This is a genomic window from Anaerobium acetethylicum (assembly GCF_900096945.1).
Taxonomy (GTDB): Bacteria; Bacillota; Clostridia; order Lachnospirales; family Lachnospiraceae; genus Anaerobium; species Anaerobium acetethylicum.
Genome location: NZ_FMKA01000048.1, coordinates 1 through 16667, shown reverse-complemented (window position 1 = coordinate 16667; position 16667 = coordinate 1). Strand labels below are relative to the sequence as shown.

Below are 16667 nucleotides of genomic sequence, written 5' to 3'. Positions count from 1 at the left end.
AATCCAGAAACTATTCTGAATAATGACCCTTTTTCTCTCCTTATATACGGGATAGTTATCCACACAAAAGGAGAAAAACATTTATCAATTACCTACTAAAAGATCATTATAATATGTCATTCCTTCAGGTTCGGCTGTACGGCTGAGAACTTTATTGTAAAGCCTCTGTATGAATTTCTCTATATCAGTCAGTTCCGAGTCATCATTACCTGGATCTGGTGAAGAATCAGACAATCCCCAGATACCGTCTGACAGGCTTCTTGGTCGGCTGGCTGCCAGGTTCTCGTCGCTTATGTCTAAATAGCTTATGGCCACAAAATCTGTCACATTATTGTCCTTGTCTGAAAAAGCATTTCGTCTTGCAGTAAACTGTTTGCTTATAAACCCGTCTGCAAGAGCAGGACCTTCCACCGGAGCTTCATTTACCGACACCCCGTCTATGAACTGTGTACCCTTTAAGAGAGAAATTGAATACTGCTTGTTATCAATGGTCTGGTTCCATTCCTGGTCAAATGCTGAAACCATATAACGGAAGCTGGTCGTGGTGGTCTCCTCCTTACATCTGATCAGGAATGAGGTATGGGAAGGAATGGTTCCTGTAAGTTCCAGCATGACAGGCAGCCCGCCTGTAGATCCGGCTTTTCCCGCACGGTTTGAAAGATAGGAAATCTTATAACCTTTCAGATCAACAGGGCTTAATGAAGGGTTATAAATCTCAATAAAATCATGTGAAACAGGGTTGCTGCCTGCATTCCCGCCTCCGTAGATCTGGTGGATAATCAAATCTGCATATTGGACATCAGCTGCTGTTACCGGATTTGTAGAAACGCTGTTTACGGAACCAGATTCAATAGTACTGCTTACGCTCACATACAACGTCTTTCCAAGGTCTTCTGCACGAACCTGGTAAGTGCTTCCGTTAGCCCCGGAAATTTCCTGTCTGTCAGCAAACCACTGGTATGCAGGAATGCCTGTTATGTTTGAGGCACTTAATACAGCTGTCAGTGTATTTCCTGCTTTTGCTGTTCCGTTTAAGGTCAGGCTGCCTGTAAGAGGGATTGGTGCAGCGGCATTTTTAAAAATCTCGTACTCTGTTGCATAAACATTGACATCTTCACTAATCTGGTAGGAGCCGCCGTAAGGCAGGGTTACTGTCCTGATCACAGGAACAATCGCTTTTACTGGCTGATCTGAAGAGTCAAGGATATAGACCGTTACAATGTTATCCTTAGTTGTATCGTTAATCAGCATTTCTGAAGGAATTGAGGCAGTTGCCGTATCTGCTGCAAGAGCTTCTGTTGACACCTTTTTGCCATTTACATAAAAAGCCGCTTTTGCTGCATCTTTCATGGAGTCAACTGTTACAGTGGCTGTTGTGCCAGAAGCAGTGCTGTCAGCTGATAAAGATATTTGAGATGCCAGAGTATTTTCATCAGAACCCTGAAGAGAAGTATAAAGGGTATCGACGCTGGAAAACTGGGCATCTAACCACGCAAGACGCTTCGTCAGGAATGTCCTCAGGGTTGAGACCTGTCCTGCGAAGTCTTTTTTTGTACTTCTGACGCCATCGGTTCCAAGTGCATAATTCGCATTGGCTGCAGTCTGGATGTATGCGTATAGCTGGTCCATATCTTTGCCGGGAGCAGTCAGATCCTGAATCTGTGTACTGAATTCCTGATACGCTTCTCTCGCTTTTAATGCAAAATACGGATCTTTGATCATGTACTTATACCATGATTCAGCCTGGGCAGACGAAGATCGTTCAATCGTCATCCACTTTGTCGGGAAGTTGGTTTCTGAAGAGCTTATATCACTGTTTGCCGACCAGTCCATATCCCAGACAGGACCAAAAGACAAAGGCCTGTTAATATCCTTATACATATAAAAACTCTTCTTACAGGTTTCTGTATTGAAGAAAATCTCGTTGACCAGCCAAGTCTTGATGACAGAATCCATATCAGCGAGTTCGGTATAGGACTTGTTGACGGATGGCGAATAAAAATCATAAGCTCTTACACCGTCTTCAAAATCCTGGATATAATCGCTGAGATTGGTAAAGGCTTCAGAATCTGTAGCCAGGTATTCAGGCTCGCTTATCTGAATGGGCTGTCCTGAACTGGTCTTGAATTTTGAAACTTCGTCCCAGTACTCATCCAGTTCGATGAGGAAACCTCCGTCTGCATCAGGAAGGTCCTTATAATAATCCGCTACATTGTAGGACACGCCTTTATATTCCAGTGTTTTAGAGGTCATCCAGCTCATTTCTGTATTCATCTGGTCTTCGATGGCAGTCTGGTCATTTGTCGTCAGGGCAGCTGGGTTTGCAGCAACGATCTTTTTTGCGACAGATTCTGAAACCTTGCTCCAGTCAAATGTATTTACCCTGGTATCTGAAATACGTACCTGCTCACACAGCTGGTAAAGGCCTACATATTCTCCATTTAGCACCAGTTCAACATATGCTGACTGCATCGAAGGCATCCCCATGTCCTGAGACAGGTCATAGGCAAGTTTATTTCTCATATGGCTTTCGTCCATGTAGTTTGCGATAAGCACCCAATGCTTGCTCTTTCCAAAACCAAGAAGATCAGTAGATTTCTCAAGTTTAATTTTATAAGGATTTTTATTCAGTCCCCAGGTGGAATTTCCACGTCCCCTGATTTCCATTGCTCCATTATAAAGAGTAGTATTCGTGGTATTATAGAATGAATTCCCCTGTAATTGGAAAGAGCCGTTTATATAGGTTTCTTTGCTTGTAATAGAAGCATTGTTTTCAGTATCTATATAAACTACCATAACATTGCTGATCAATACAGATTTTGATCCCAGCTCCAAACCATTCATGCTGACAGTTACTGTGAGCATTTTTTCAAGATCCTGGGCAATAGGCGTGTAAGAGTCAGTAGTGGAAACAGTTTTTCCGTCTATGGTCCAGTCATAGGTAACGTCATCTGTCAGGGTGCCATCACCGACCATTACCGGGAAAGCCTCTCCGACTTTTGGATATTCTTTTTCAAAGCTCAGACTGGCAGTTCCAAGCACAATATCAGGAATAGTAATTCCCTGTGTGGCATCAGTTACATCAATGGCCGCATTGCTGCTCCCGACAGGTGTCCAGGAAGCAAGGGATGTGTTTGCTGATGTACTGAGTGGAGCAACACTGCTGATTGCCAATGCCAGTGCCAGTGTAAAGCTTAGTGCTTTTTTTAACTGTTTCATTTTTGACCTCCGTACGCTTTCATTAGTTGTTAGATTAATTCGTTATAATTAACCATTTTAAACCAATTTTCCGGAAAAATCTTTGCATTATAAGTTTTATTTATTATATTATGATACCAGGGTCAAAAGCCCTCTTGTAACGATCGGCTTCGTCAATTTGCACATTCGCCACCTGACACGCAGTGATGTAAAACATGATTCAATGAGCAGCTTTATGAAGACGTTGGTACTTGGGCCGCGTACTTTGCGGCCCTACGTGGCTTTTGACACTCCACTCCTATATATCAAAAAACAGGACAGCCGGCGGAATATGCCGGCTGTCCTGTTTTTATAATTTTACCGTGAAACATATGGATTTCCCATCCACGCTCTTTGCCGAAATCTTCCCGTGATGCGCCTCCACGATCGACCTTGCTATAGAAAGGCCTATCCCGTATCCGCCAGTATCCCTGGACCGTGAGGAATCAGCCCTGTAGAATCTGTCAAAAAGCTTCTCGAGGTTCTCTGGGTCTATTTTCTCTACAGTATTGAACACCTCAAGCTGTACGCCTTTTTTTGAAGCATGAAGGGAAACTTTTATGGCCCCCTCCTCATCCGAATACTTCATGGCATTGTCGACCAGGGTCGATACAAGCTGGCTGATGCTTGACTCATCCCCGCGAAACATGAGCCCCGGCTGTATGTCCATGATGAACTTCTTGTTCTGGGTCTCTGCAACTGCCCTGAAGGGGCTGGCCGTTTCATCCACTGTTCTGCTGAGATCAAAATCGGTGAATATCCTTTTAATCTCATCCTCATCCATTTTTGAAAGCATCAGAAGGTTTCTTACAAGCTTATCCAGGCGCAGTACCTGGTTCCTGATGCTGGCTATCCACTCGCTCTCCCCTCCCGTAAGCTCAAGTACGTCCGTATTGGCCGATATGATGGCAAGAGGCGTTTTGATTTCATGTCCGGCATCTGTAATAAACTGCTTCTGCTTTTCCATGCTTTCTATGATCGGCTTAATTGCCTTCCTGGAAAATACGGATACGAGTACGAACACAAGGAAAAGAGTAGCTATGGCAACCCCGCCGGAGCTCAGAAGAAACAGGGTTGCCGTCTCTATCTCGTTCTTGCAGTTTAGGAATATGATCATGGCTCCGTCAGCCTGATCGACGATTTCAAATTTGTATATTCCGACATAACCGCTGTCGCGGCTTCCGCCCAGCACCTTTATTGCATATTCTGCTGCTTCGTCGGAAGATACTGCTGCTATATGGCTTGTATCGATCTCGCTGATGTCGCCATCCGCATCGATATCGACAGTGAAATACCTTATGGCAAACTGCGTCTCCTCGTCCATCTCGAATCCGAACCTCTTGTCGTCCTGTCTGGGAATCTCTTTTTCGAATTTCGGGAAACGTCCCTGGTTTTCCGAAAGAATCGTAATGGCGCCGTTTAGCTTGCTGTTCATCTGGTATAGATTAATGGCATTGATCGAACCAACAAGGATCACCATGACAATGGCAAGAGATCCCATGGCAATCATGATAAATTTACGCTGCAGTTTTTTAATCATTCACATTCCTCCAACGTATACCCCACGCCTCGAACTGCCTTGATTTTGACGTTCGCATCCAGGGAGGCAAGCTTCTTGCGCAGATAGGAAATATATACCCAGACAACATTGATTTCCGCTTCGGAATCATATCCCCATATCCTTTCCATAAACTGTTCTGTCGAAATCAGGCGTTTTGGATTGCTTATCAGCATCTCGAGCATCTGAAATTCCTTGTTCCCAAGCCTTAGGGAAGATTTCCCGTTGGAAAGTTCAAAATTCTCCTTATTGAGCGTAATGTTTCCCGATTCTATGAGATTAGATGTGAATTCGGATTTCCTTCTGGTCATGGCACGGACCCTTGCCAGCAGTTCCCCCATGGCAAAGGGTTTGCCCAGGTAATCGTCTGCCCCCATATCAAGCCCTGCTATCCTGTCTTCAATCTCAGTTTTTGCCGTCAGCATAAGTACCGGCGTCTGGACGCCCTGTTTCCTGAGCTTTTCAAGTGCTTCCAGACCGCTCATCTTCGGCATCATAATGTCCAGAATCAGTACATCATAATTTTCCGACAAGCCATAGTCCAGGGCGTCTGCACCGTCATAGACTGCATCTACCGAATAATTGTTGTGTTTCAGTATCGCCACCAGGGCATTCGACAGTTCCTTTTCATCCTCAGCAAGTAAAATCCTCATTTTATCTATCTCCATCCTTCTGTTATATATGCAGTGTAACTATTCAGGACTACGTCCTTCATAGTCACATATGAGGCACACAAATTGCAAAATCAGCAATTTGGCACACGAATGTCTCGGGTTTTATGCAAAATCAGCATAAAAACACCTCGCGAGACAGAGGTTCTGAACAGTTACTATGCAGTTACTTTAATTAGCCTTACAGCCTTAAGTATATAACAGCATCCTTAAATGAACCTTAAAGAGCCTGCCTGAAAGTTTAGCTGATCAGGGCGGTCAGGAGCGGTATGGTTATCATGGATCCAAGTGTTGATATGAAAATCCCCTTGCTTACGAATTTGGCTCCTGATCCGCATTCATTGCAGGCCATCACCACGCTGGCAGCAGTCGGCATTCCCGTAAGGATTACGGCGATACCGGTCAGCGACTGGTTTTCGACGAAATTTCTGACCAGAAGCCAGACAATTACCGGATAAATGATCAGCTTGATGACTGCAAAAATATAGATTCTCTTTTCCGTAAATACTTCCCTGACCGATACATCAGCAATGGTCGATCCGATAACGATCATTGCCAGAGGAGTCGTGGCTCCTCCGAGCATATCAAGGCCTTCAGCTATCGGGACCGGAAACCTGATGTCAAAAAAGAAGATGACCATCGAAAACAGAGAAGCTACAACACCAGGATTCAGCATGCTGCGAAAGTTTATCTTTCCCGCCTCAGTATTTTTACTTAAAATAATAAGCCCATATGAAAAAAACACGAGATTGAACACCAGCATGAAGATTGACACGTAAAATATCGCTTCTTCACCATACAGTCCGCTTATTACAGGCACGCCCATAAATCCCAGATTTGGAAATATCAGCATCGCTTCAAAAGCCGCCCTCTTGTCCCCGGGCGTCTTCATGATCCTGATCAGTACCTTTGAAATGATCGGAAAAATAATAAATGGTATTGCAGCCAACGCAAATACCACAACAAGCTCCGATTTATCTTCAATCTGGATGCCTGCCACGGAATCCAGTATAGTCGCAACCATCGTCACATTCATAATCAGTTTTGAAACGATCATGTTGCCCTTTTCATCCAGTATGCCCGCTTTATTTGCTGCGTATCCGACTGCCATAAGGATAAACAGAAGCGCCATCCGGTTTATTACATCATTCATTCAATTCTTTCTCTCTTTCTTTTATTTCATATAAGCATCCCTATATTCCATTCCGGTAAATCATATAGGAATAGAACACGGGAACCAGCACAAGGATTCCGATTATTACAGGTATTGCCTGACCCGTCCAGACCCCCAGCAGGCTGACCACGATTATGCATACTCCCCCGGCAATCCACAGATATCCCGCCATCCGGTGGGTCCTGTTCCAGTTCTCCTCGCTGTCAAGGGTCCATGGAAGCTTGATGCCGACTGTATAGTTCTGTCTGCATTTCGGCAGATAGATCCCGCAGGCTATCACCATGATACCGACAGCTGCCGGGACAGTCCTGGCAATTGGCGCATCCACGCCCATAGATGTAAAAAGGGACAGCGGAATCATAATAACAGATACAACGGGAACTATCCATTTTCCCATCAGCTTCAATGCAACCGGAGAATTAGCCCTTTTGGGATCATTATTGAGCATAAAATGTGTAAACATGTTAATTGCAGCCAAAATGAAAGGCAGACCAAAAGCAGCAAACGCTTTTGATGCATAGTCGTCAGGTTCTCCCGCAGCATTCCAGTGTATTACCACCTGGTCAGGAAGCCTGTCATATATAATTAATGAAAGAAGTATCGGAAGCAGGCACACTGCAGTCGATATCATCATCATTTTATCCATCTTTTTCTTCATATTACTACCTCCCGATATCGTCCGATCAAAAAAGCGAAGAGCCTTTGTGATTAGGTACAAATAACTCTAGGAATAATGTAACATGCACAGGCCGCTTAGTCAAATCTGAAACACTGGATGTTATTTGTCCACGAAGTGACTAGCAAACCCGGATTCTTCTCTCATAAATTTACGAGCTGTCTGAGCTATTTCTGTATTGTAATCCATATATTAATATGCTAATATATTAGTATATTAATATATGGATTACAATATGAATTGGAGGATTATATCAATGGCCTATAAAATTTTGAACTATCCCAGGGTACGGGATTACTGCAATGACATTTTTCAGAACTACGGTTTCAGCGAAGAAGAAAGCAGAACCATCACAAATGTCCTGCTGATGGCAGACCTGTACGGCATCGAATCCCATGGAATACAGCGCCTGATCCGCTATCACAACGCCATGAAGGACGGCGAGGTTTCCGTTGACGTAAGACCTGCAATCACATTCGAAACCCCGATTTCAGCTGTAGTCAATGCAAAAAAAGCAATGGGACAGCTTGCAGGCCACGATGCGATGATGCTTGCCATTGATAAGGCAAAAAAGACAGGTATCGGAATGGTGGCCGTAAGCCATTCAAACCATTATGGTATTGCCGGATATTATACAAAGCTTGCAGCTGACAATGATCTGATCGGTATTTGCATGACTAACACGGAAGCCATTATGGTACCGACTTTCGGACGCCAGGCAATGCTTGGAACCAATCCCATATCGGTTTCCATGCCAGCCGATCCGACGCCATTCCTGTTTGATGCTGCGACCACCGTTGTGCCGCGCGGAAAGGTCGAAGTATATAATAAGAAGGAACAGGCACTTCCAACAGGCTGGGCACTTGATGAAAAAGGTCTCGACTGCAACAATCCCGGTCTGGTACTCAATAATATCATCAACAAACTTGGAGGCGGTATCCTCCCTCTCGGAGGCTCCAATGAGACCACTTCCGGATACAAAGGCTATGGGTTCGGCCTCATCTGCGAGCTGTTTACCTCAATAATGGCTGGTGGTGCAACATCTAATCATGCAGTTGAAAATGGTCACAACGAAATCTCCCACTGCTTCTGGGCTATCGATTATGGAATATTCGGCAATAAGGAAGCTATTAAAAAGAACTTTTCCGTTTTCCTCGATGAACTCCGCAATTCCAAAAAAGCCGAAGGTCAGGAACGAATCTACATCCACGGTGAGAAAGAACTGGAATCCTATGAACGGAAGACAAAAGAAGGAATTCCTGTCAATGAAAAAACCTTTCAGGAAATGCAGGAAATCGGAAGAAGCCTCGGTGTTGACTATGCCGGATATATCGGCGAAGATTTTTAATTCTGGCAGTGACGTGCATACTTCGCTTATGTTATGATTGATTCCAGAAGAAGCTTCAGCTGATATTCATAAATCACATAAACATGCCGTCAAAGAAAGGATATACCAATCATTATGATAGAACTGTTAGAACGCAACCACGGAGAACCAGCAAGGCAGTTTGCCTACAGAGTACTGCTTTTCAATATCGTAAACCTGAACCTCAAGCCAGGGCAGGAAATCCAGGAAACCGAATTATGTAAGCTGATGGGGGTGAGCCGCACCCCCGTCCACGAGGCTCTGCTTACGCTGTCCATGAAAAAGCTCATAGACATTTATCCCCAAAGAGGGACTTTTGTTGCTTTGATTGATATGGAATATGTTGAAGCGGTCCGCTTTAACCGCTACGTCCTGGAAAGTGCCGTCGTGAAGCTGGCATGTGATTACGATTCCGCAAATCCGCATCTTGAAAACCTCGAGGAGAATGTCATTCTGCAGCAGCTCTACCTGAAAAGCAAAAATTTCAACAAGCTTCTTGAACTGGATGCCGGATTTCACAGAAATATCTTTGCCTTATGTAATAAGGAAACAGCATATACGCTGCTTGATGACATGATGCCTCATTTTGACAGGGAGCGGAAGCTTAGTTTTGAAGCCCTCTCTCCAGCACAGATTGTGGATGACCATATCCTGATTTTAGATGCTATAAAAGAAAAAAACAAAGATGAGGCCGTAAGGCTTATGGAACTCCACCTTTCAAGAGCCCTGGCTGACCAGCAGAGGCTTTGCGAGGAATATCCGCATTATTTTAAAATTACGGATTAATACAAAAAAAGGAAGCATCATCTGACACTTCCCTTTCTATAACTTACTTTTTCTGTTCAAAGAGCCACTCAAGCATCTTTTTATTCTGATATACCATCAGCCTCCAAGATATGCTTTTTTGATTTCAGGTGAATCCATTAATTCCTTACTTGCTCCGCTGCCCTTCATATGGCCGTTTTCAAGAATATAGGTTCTGTCAGATATTGACATTGCCATAAAAGCATTCTGTTCAACGATAACAACGGGAATCTTCATTGTCTGTTTAACCTTAACGATTGTTTCGAACATTTCGTCTACGATAAGAGGTGATAATCCCAAGGAAGGTTCATCATACATAACCATCTTAGGCTCGCTCATAAGTCCCCTTGCGATTGCCAGCATCTGCTGCTCGCCGCCTGACATGCTTCCAGCCAGCTGGCTCTGTCTCTCTTTTAATCTGGGATAGATTTCAAACATCTCTTCTAGTTTTCTATTCATCTCGGCAGAAGAATATTTACGGCTGTATGCACCCATGACCAGATTGTCCTTTACAGACATTTTAGGGAATACTTCACGTCCCTCCGGTATGTATACTAATCTTTTTCCAACTATAAGATTGGTCTTTACGCTGCCGATCTGTTCTCCATTAAATTCAATTGTACCCTTTGCAGGTTTATTAACGCCCATGATGGTCTTCATCAATGTGGATTTTCCGGCGCCATTTGAACCGATGATTGATACGATTTCATTCTCGCCCACTTCGAAACATACATCATACAAGGCCTGAACCTTACCATAGTAAACATCTATATTTTCTACTTTTAGCATTCTCTCACCCCGCTATTTCTTTTTAAACTGGCTGCCAAGGTACGCCGCGATAACTTCATCATTATTCTGAATTTCTTTTGGTGTTCCTTCGGCAATCTTTGAACCAAAGTTGATTACTGTAATATAGTTGGATATATTCATTACAACATCCATGTTGTGTTCGATCAGGAACAGGTCGATTCCATCATCGAACACCTTTAATAATATTTTAACGAACTCAACTCTTTCACTAGGATTCAATCCTGCTGCCGGTTCATCCAGGAATAGCAGCTTAGGCGCTGTCATAATAGACCTTCCAAGCTCTGTCAGCTTCTGCTGTCCATAAGCCAGATTCGCTACTGTTTCGTTGCGGTATTTGTACATTCCTATATAATCAAGAACCTCCATGGCTCTTTCATTTGCCCGTTTTTCTTCAGCTTTTGCACTCGCAGGGCTTACAAGGAATTTTAAAATCCCATCTTTCATCTGTGCCTGCATACCCACCATAAGATTTTCTTCCACTGTCATCGAACCGAATAATTTAAGGTTCTGGAAAGTTCTTCCTATATTTCTGCTCGCAACCTCATGCAGAACCCTACCGCTGATGATTTCATCACGGTACTTTACTGTGCCTGAAGTGATAGGCAGGGAGCCGGTGCACATATTAATGGTAGTACTTTTACCTGAACCGTTAGGTCCGATCAGAGAATGTATAGTGCGTTCCTTCATTGTAAAAGAAAGATCGTTGACAGCAGTCAAACCCGCAAATTTTTTCGTTAAATGTTCAACTGTTAATACGTTAGCCATCTATTTTACTCCTTCCTTTACTGACTTTTTCCTGGTTTTTAGAAAACTGATAATACCATTTGGCCTGAATAAGATAACCAGGAGCACAAGTATACTGAAAATGATCCAGTACCAGTTTCCAAAATCACGTAACAATTCAGGTAATATTGTACATACGACAGCACCGAGAATACATCCTGGAACTGATCCGATTCCGCCTAACATCATCATTACGATAAAAGTAGTCGACAGATCGAACGTGTATACAGAAGGTGTAATGAACTCCATATGCACCGCATATAAAGAACCTGCAACACATCCGTAAATAGCTGCTAACGTAAATGCCAGCACCTTCGGCTTTGCAATGTCAACACCGACAGCCTGAACTGCTTCATAGTTGTCACGGATCGCTTTGAAAAGCCTTCCCCATTTCGAGTTTGTGATACGGTATGCAACCACGCCCATGATCACAACAAATACCAAATACAGGTAATATCTGGCAAGCTTGTCGTCAAAGCTGAAGCTCCCTATGGTAAATGCTGGAATGTCACGGATACCCATGATACCGTTCGTGAATTTGAAGTTACTAATAAGGATTCTTACGATTTCACCAAAACCGATAGTAGTGAGCGCAAGGTATACACCCTGTACACGAAGGGAAGGATATCCCAATCCGACACCGATAATAAGTCCCATGATAATTGAGCCTATAATTGTAAGCCATGGTGAAATACCTAATTTAGTCGACAGAAGTGCAGTCGTATAGGAACCCATTGCAAAAATACCTGCTGTTCCAAGATTCATCTGTCCTGTAAGACCTGTAATGAAATTCAATCCTAATACTACAATGATGTAGATCAGAGTCATTATAAAGATACCCCTGAAATAATTATCTGTTACGATAAGAGGCATCGCAATTGCGATCATCAACGGTATAAGCACCATTAATATTTTTTTATACTTATCAGACATGTCACACCTCCCTAAGCTTTATGTCCAAGAATACCACTTGGTCTGACTAACAAGAATACAATCAACAAGATAAAGGAAACTATATCCTTGTAAATTCCCGGAACCACTAATGTACTTAAAGATTCCAGAACGCCGATCAGGATACCTCCAACGATACCGCCAGGGATATAACCGAATCCACCGACTACACCAGCTGCGAAACCTTTTATACCGATCATACCGGTCATATCGCCCTTTAACTGGAATAACGGGATAATCAAAATACCAATAATACCGCAAATTACCGCGGAGATACCCATTGTAATTGCAGATGATCTATCAACATCAATTCCCATAAAAGCTGCTGCTTTTTTGTTCTGGGACACACATCTCATAGCTGTTCCGACTTTCGTCTTGTTCAGGAAAATCTGAAGTGCTGCAACTAATACTGCTGCAACGATAATGATAATGATATATGTTCTGTTTATAACAAGTTCGCCTGCTTTGATCGTACCTTCCAGCCAGCCAACGAGCGGAATAGGGTTGTTGCCCCAGATAAGGCGGACGCCTTCAGTAATAATACGGCCTAACATAATCGTTCCTGTAACCGAGAAAACAAGCGGCAGATTTCTCAATGGTCTCATCAGGACATAAGAAATTAAAACGCCGATAAAAAATGTACATATTAACATCAAAACAACCGCTATAGGATTGCTTATTCCATTACGAACTACAAATTGTGCTCCGAAAAGGTACGCACCGAGAAGAATCAATCTTTCATGCGAAAAATTAAGAAGTCCGGATGCATTCCAGATAATTGTATATTCAATACTAACTAAAGCGTAGATAAAGCCCATTGCCAATCCACCGATAATCAGCTGTAATACTGTTTGCGCCATAGTCAACCTCCATTTATTCATTCAAACGGGAGCTTTCGCTCCCATTGAATGATCTGACAATAATAGTTCCAGATTTTAGTATCCGCTTTCTTTGATTTTTTCAACTAAATCAAAGATAGCTTTTCCGTCATCCTGTACAACTGCCTGGATCACTGATGTTTCATGTACAAGGCATCCATTTTCATCTGTTGTTAACGCTCCTAATGGTGCTGCGAAATCTTTCACATTGTACATAGCATCTTTGATTGACTCTCTGTCAGTTTTTCCTGCTGCTTCGATTGCAGATGCCAATGCCTTAAGTCCGCCATAGTAGCTTGCTGACCAGTCGCCAAGTGGTTTCTTTCCGTATGCATCTGAAAATGCTTTTACGAATGCTGCCGCTTCTTCTGTAGGATCTTCTGCTGTGAAGTCACATGCTGCATATTTTCCTTCTGTATATTCAGTTGAAAGCGAATCAAGAACGTCCTGTCCGCCAAAGCCTGAGTTCATAAGTACAGGTTTGTCAAATCCAAGTTCTGTTGTCTGTCTTGCAACGATCGGGCATACATTTGATGACCATGCAACTAATACGTCTACGTTTTCCTGTTTCATTTTCATGATCTGTGAAGTCAGATCCTGATCTGTTGCATTGTGGTTTGCTTCCACGAATTCAAGGTTGTTGTCTTCGCAATACTTAACCATGATATCTCTTCCGCCAACACCGAATTCATCATTGATATAAAGGATACCGATTTTTTTAGCGTCTAATGACTCGCTGACGAACTTCATAGCAGAGTTCACTACGACTGTATCGTTACATCTTACTTTGAACATGTACTCATTTCCGAGTGATTTTAATTTAGCTGAAGTACCGCCAGTGAAATATGGGATTCCATAATCTTCTACTGTGTTTGATACTGCAATTGCGTTAGTTGAAGTATGAGGTCCGAAAACGGCAACGATTTCTTCATCTGAACCCATCTTATTCATCATGTTGATAGCTGTTGTCTGGTCGCTCTGGTCGTCTTCGTATACAAGCTCGATGTCCTTGTCAAGAACGCCGCCTGCTTCATTGATTTCTTCAGCTGCAAGTTCGATTGCATTCTTCATGTACTCGCCTCTGCCTGCCATTGTTCCTGTTGCTGAGTAGATGACACCGACTTTGATGGTCTCACCTGAAGCTTCTTTTCCATCTGTGCCCTTGCTGTCAGTCGAAGCGCTGTTTGAACATCCTGCCATTCCGACTACCATCATACCTGCCAATAATACTGCTACGATTCTTTTTTTCATAATTTTCTCTCCTTTACTCTTATACACCTTTTATTAGAGTTTTGGTACGCGGCTGTTTCAGCTGCGTCCATTTATGTTATTGTAAATCGGTTATAGCACTTCAGAACCTCGGGGATGCATAGTCCTGAATAGTGAAAACCAATACAATAAAATCATTTTCCTGTCCGTTCCAACCAACGGATTCTTGCTGTTTTTATTCTTTCAGTTGTTAATCTTCGAATTTGAGGACGATCTTCAGTACATCCTGCGGATGTTCTTTGATCATAGTAAGCGCATCCATGACATCTTTGTAATTGAACGCTTTTGTCATAAGTTCCTGAGGCGTAAGGCTTCCGTCTTCGAATCCCGCTATTACCTCATCAAAAGCATTGCAGCTTAATCTTGATCCGACGATTGTCAGTTCCTTTTTTGTAATGTCGGCCATCGTTATCCCGGAAGGCTGATTCTTAAGACCGAGTACTACCACTCTTCCTGCAGGACATGCAAGCTGCACGCTCTGTTCAAAAGAAGCCGGAACACACACTGTATCTATCACGACCGGGATTCCTTCACCATCGGTAAAGGCAGCGATTCTGTCTTCAAGGTTCTCTTCCGAAACCAGGACAGTTTCATCAGCGCCCATTGATTTTGCTTTCTCAAGACGTTCTTTCACAAGATCTGTCATCATTACTTCGGCGCCGTTTCTCTTGGCAACCTGCATAGCCGCAATACCGATCGGACCTGAACCCATGATCAGCACTTTATCTCCTTTATGGATCTGAGCGCGGTTGTTGATTTCAACACCGATTGTATAAGGTTCTACGAGTCCCAGTAGGGAATCTTCAAAATCAACGTTGAATTTATGAATATTCTTTTCATCTGCTATTACATATTCTGTAAATCCACCATCTCTGTGTACGCCCATGACCTCCAGCGTCGTGCAAACATTGTGGCGTCCGATCGAACATGCATAACAGTGTCCGCAGCTTACTACAGGGTCAACAGCAACCTTATCGCCAACCTTGACCTTTGTAACGTCATTTCCAACTTCTGTTACAATGCCTCCAAATTCATGTCCGATAATTCTCGGGTAAGTTGCCAATGAATTTGTGCCATTCCAAATCCCGATATCTGAACCGCAGATTCCGCCTGAGGTTATTCTGACGATCACATCATCGCCCTTTTCAATTTCAGGTTTCGGAATATCTACGATTTCCACCTTGAATGGTTCGATTACTTTAATTGCTTTCACTTTTCATTACTCCCTTTCCTTGGATACCAGAATATCAAATCCTGTCAAGTAATACATCACTGCTTATTCAGATGCTTCTGCAAATAGAAATATATTAGTTTTAGCCTTTATTTTAAGCCAAAAACATCATTTTATCGGCTATTACTTCTGAATATTTCTCAACTGATATATTAATCGTAGGACAAATATATCATGCCCAGCTGCGAGTGGTCAATGTACAAAATGTTCAATATATTTCGTTCTATTTTGTGTATTTTTCCTTGATTTCATATTTTCAAAACTTCAAACCGCTCACTTTCGAACATTCACCCCTGTTCTTACCGGTACTTTATATTGAATTTTACACTCTGATATGTTATTATAATATCAGTCATAACAGCAACGTTTACAAATACTGATATATCACCTGCACAAAGGAGCAAATAGATGGAACTACGAATTCACGAAAAAAAGGACAAAGAAAAGAATAGCGATTACGCTTACCGCATACTTCACGGCAATATTATGACTCTTCAGCTTCCGCCAGGGAGCGTATTGAACGAAAACGAACTGTCAGATCTGCTCCAGGTCAGCAGGACTCCTATTCACGAAGCAATCATAAGACTGAAGTCAGAATACCTTGTTGATGTCTATCCTCAGAGCGCTTCCATGGTGTCCCTGATCAGTATTGACATACTGAAAGAAGGGCTTTTTCTGCGTTCGACCGTCGAGCCTGCCATCATCAAACAGATAGCAGGAAATGTAAGCTCCGAAAACTTAAAGTTGCTCAAGAATAACCTTGACAGGCAGCAGAACCTTTTGGATGTCGAAAATAATGTTCATGCATTTATGAAACTGGACGATGAATTTCACCAGATCATGTACCAGTTAGCCGGAAAACCCAGGACATGGGCTTCCGTAAAAAGCATCAATTCCCATTACGACCGCGCAAGACACTTTGATTCGATTCATTACAAAACAGATCCCACCATCATTTATAACGAACATAAGACAATCTACCACCTGATTATGATGGGCATATCTTCCGATTACGACGTGGAACAGTTTTATAGCAAGCATCTGCGTAAATTCTATAAGAATTTTGAAAATCTGATGGCGCAGTATCCTGATTATTTTATAGTTTAGAATACATTTTTTTGCATCAAAAAAAAGGAGATGTTCCCTGGGAACACTCTCCTTTTTATTGTGTGCCAGGCATGGCACTAATCTAGCTGGTGAAAGTCCAGCCACGGGTATTTACCGCCAAGTGTAGTGAACCACAAGTTGGTATCAGTAAT

General features: G+C 42.8%; 14 protein-coding genes. 3 read left to right on the top strand and 11 right to left on the bottom strand.

The window, feature by feature from the left end:
• Positions 1 to 84: 84 nt before the first annotated feature.
• The 5 genes from BJR36_RS18485 to BJR36_RS18465 form a co-directional block, all read right to left on the bottom strand.
• Positions 85 to 3219 (bottom strand): CotH kinase family protein, encoded by a 3135-nt coding sequence (locus BJR36_RS18485; protein WP_091236910.1) that lies wholly within the window; start codon positions 3217 to 3219, stop codon positions 85 to 87.
• A 328-nt stretch (positions 3220 to 3547) separates the two neighbouring features.
• Positions 3548 to 4777 carry a sensor histidine kinase gene (locus BJR36_RS18480; RefSeq protein WP_091236909.1) on the bottom strand — a complete coding sequence of 410 codons (1230 nt, stop codon included), beginning with the start codon at positions 4775 to 4777 and terminating at the stop codon, positions 3548 to 3550.
• Entirely contained in the window at positions 4774 to 5448 is a 675-nt protein-coding gene (locus tag BJR36_RS18475) for a response regulator transcription factor (RefSeq protein WP_207648911.1), read from the bottom strand. Before BJR36_RS18475 ends, BJR36_RS18480 begins: the two co-directional genes overlap by 4 nt.
• Before the next feature lie 259 nt (positions 5449 to 5707).
• On the bottom strand, positions 5708 to 6619 hold the full coding sequence (locus tag BJR36_RS18470) for an AEC family transporter (RefSeq protein ID WP_091236907.1): 912 nt from the start codon (positions 6617 to 6619) through the stop codon (positions 5708 to 5710).
• Between the two features lie 40 nt (positions 6620 to 6659).
• Positions 6660 to 7298, bottom strand: coding sequence for an SdpI family protein (locus BJR36_RS18465; RefSeq protein ID WP_091236906.1), 639 nt, complete (start codon positions 7296 to 7298; stop codon positions 6660 to 6662).
• A gap of 274 nt (positions 7299 to 7572) precedes the next feature.
• Here BJR36_RS18465 and BJR36_RS18460 point away from each other — a divergent pair, with 274 nt between their 5' ends.
• Entirely contained in the window at positions 7573 to 8664 is a 1092-nt protein-coding gene (locus BJR36_RS18460; protein WP_091236905.1) for an Ldh family oxidoreductase, read from the top strand.
• 114 nt (positions 8665 to 8778) lie between these two features.
• Positions 8779 to 9468 carry a GntR family transcriptional regulator gene (locus BJR36_RS18455; RefSeq protein ID WP_091236904.1) on the top strand — a complete coding sequence of 230 codons (690 nt, stop codon included), beginning with the start codon at positions 8779 to 8781 and terminating at the stop codon, positions 9466 to 9468.
• Between the two features lie 96 nt (positions 9469 to 9564).
• Here BJR36_RS18455 and BJR36_RS18450 read toward each other — a convergent pair whose 3' ends face one another.
• The 6 genes from BJR36_RS18450 to BJR36_RS18425 form a co-directional block, all read right to left on the bottom strand.
• The gene (locus BJR36_RS18450; RefSeq protein ID WP_091236903.1) at positions 9565 to 10275 is read right to left on the bottom strand and encodes an ABC transporter ATP-binding protein; all 711 of its coding nucleotides are present in this window, start codon (positions 10273 to 10275) and stop codon (positions 9565 to 9567) included.
• Positions 10276 to 10287: 12 nt separating this feature from the next.
• Positions 10288 to 11061 carry an ABC transporter ATP-binding protein gene (locus BJR36_RS18445; protein WP_091236902.1) on the bottom strand — a complete coding sequence of 258 codons (774 nt, stop codon included), beginning with the start codon at positions 11059 to 11061 and terminating at the stop codon, positions 10288 to 10290.
• Complete coding sequence (locus tag BJR36_RS18440) at positions 11062 to 12012, bottom strand: branched-chain amino acid ABC transporter permease (protein WP_091236901.1); 951 nt, start codon at positions 12010 to 12012, stop codon at positions 11062 to 11064.
• Between the two features lie 11 nt (positions 12013 to 12023).
• Positions 12024 to 12890 (bottom strand): branched-chain amino acid ABC transporter permease, encoded by an 867-nt coding sequence (locus tag BJR36_RS18435; protein WP_091236900.1) that lies wholly within the window; start codon positions 12888 to 12890, stop codon positions 12024 to 12026.
• Positions 12891 to 12965: 75 nt separating this feature from the next.
• The gene (locus tag BJR36_RS18430; RefSeq protein WP_091236899.1) at positions 12966 to 14159 is read right to left on the bottom strand and encodes an ABC transporter substrate-binding protein; all 1194 of its coding nucleotides are present in this window, start codon (positions 14157 to 14159) and stop codon (positions 12966 to 12968) included.
• Between the two features lie 208 nt (positions 14160 to 14367).
• The gene (locus tag BJR36_RS18425) at positions 14368 to 15390 is read right to left on the bottom strand and encodes a zinc-binding alcohol dehydrogenase family protein (RefSeq protein ID WP_091236898.1); all 1023 of its coding nucleotides are present in this window, start codon (positions 15388 to 15390) and stop codon (positions 14368 to 14370) included.
• A 426-nt stretch (positions 15391 to 15816) separates the two neighbouring features.
• Here BJR36_RS18425 and BJR36_RS18420 point away from each other — a divergent pair, with 426 nt between their 5' ends.
• Entirely contained in the window at positions 15817 to 16515 is a 699-nt protein-coding gene (locus BJR36_RS18420) for a GntR family transcriptional regulator (RefSeq protein WP_091236897.1), read from the top strand.
• The last annotated feature ends 152 nt before the right edge of the window (positions 16516 to 16667 follow it).

Excerpts from the sequence above, each read along its gene's own strand:
- BJR36_RS18485 (WP_091236910.1), bottom strand. The coding sequence starts at position 3,219 with ATGAAACAGTTAAAAAAAGCACTAAGCTTTACACTGGCACTGGCATTG.
- BJR36_RS18480 (WP_091236909.1), bottom strand. The coding sequence starts at position 4,777 with ATGATTAAAAAACTGCAGCGTAAATTTATCATGATTGCCATGGGATCT.
- BJR36_RS18475 (WP_207648911.1), bottom strand. The coding sequence starts at position 5,448 with ATGAGGATTTTACTTGCTGAGGATGAAAAGGAACTGTCGAATGCCCTG.
- BJR36_RS18470 (WP_091236907.1), bottom strand. The coding sequence starts at position 6,619 with ATGAATGATGTAATAAACCGGATGGCGCTTCTGTTTATCCTTATGGCA.
- BJR36_RS18465 (WP_091236906.1), bottom strand. The coding sequence starts at position 7,298 with ATGAAGAAAAAGATGGATAAAATGATGATGATATCGACTGCAGTGTGC.
- BJR36_RS18460 (WP_091236905.1), top strand. The coding sequence starts at position 7,573 with ATGGCCTATAAAATTTTGAACTATCCCAGGGTACGGGATTACTGCAAT.
- BJR36_RS18455 (WP_091236904.1), top strand. The coding sequence starts at position 8,779 with ATGATAGAACTGTTAGAACGCAACCACGGAGAACCAGCAAGGCAGTTT.
- BJR36_RS18450 (WP_091236903.1), bottom strand. The coding sequence starts at position 10,275 with ATGCTAAAAGTAGAAAATATAGATGTTTACTATGGTAAGGTTCAGGCC.
- BJR36_RS18445 (WP_091236902.1), bottom strand. The coding sequence starts at position 11,061 with ATGGCTAACGTATTAACAGTTGAACATTTAACGAAAAAATTTGCGGGT.
- BJR36_RS18440 (WP_091236901.1), bottom strand. The coding sequence starts at position 12,012 with ATGTCTGATAAGTATAAAAAAATATTAATGGTGCTTATACCGTTGATG.
- BJR36_RS18435 (WP_091236900.1), bottom strand. The coding sequence starts at position 12,890 with ATGGCGCAAACAGTATTACAGCTGATTATCGGTGGATTGGCAATGGGC.
- BJR36_RS18430 (WP_091236899.1), bottom strand. The coding sequence starts at position 14,159 with ATGAAAAAAAGAATCGTAGCAGTATTATTGGCAGGTATGATGGTAGTC.
- BJR36_RS18420 (WP_091236897.1), top strand. The coding sequence starts at position 15,817 with ATGGAACTACGAATTCACGAAAAAAAGGACAAAGAAAAGAATAGCGAT.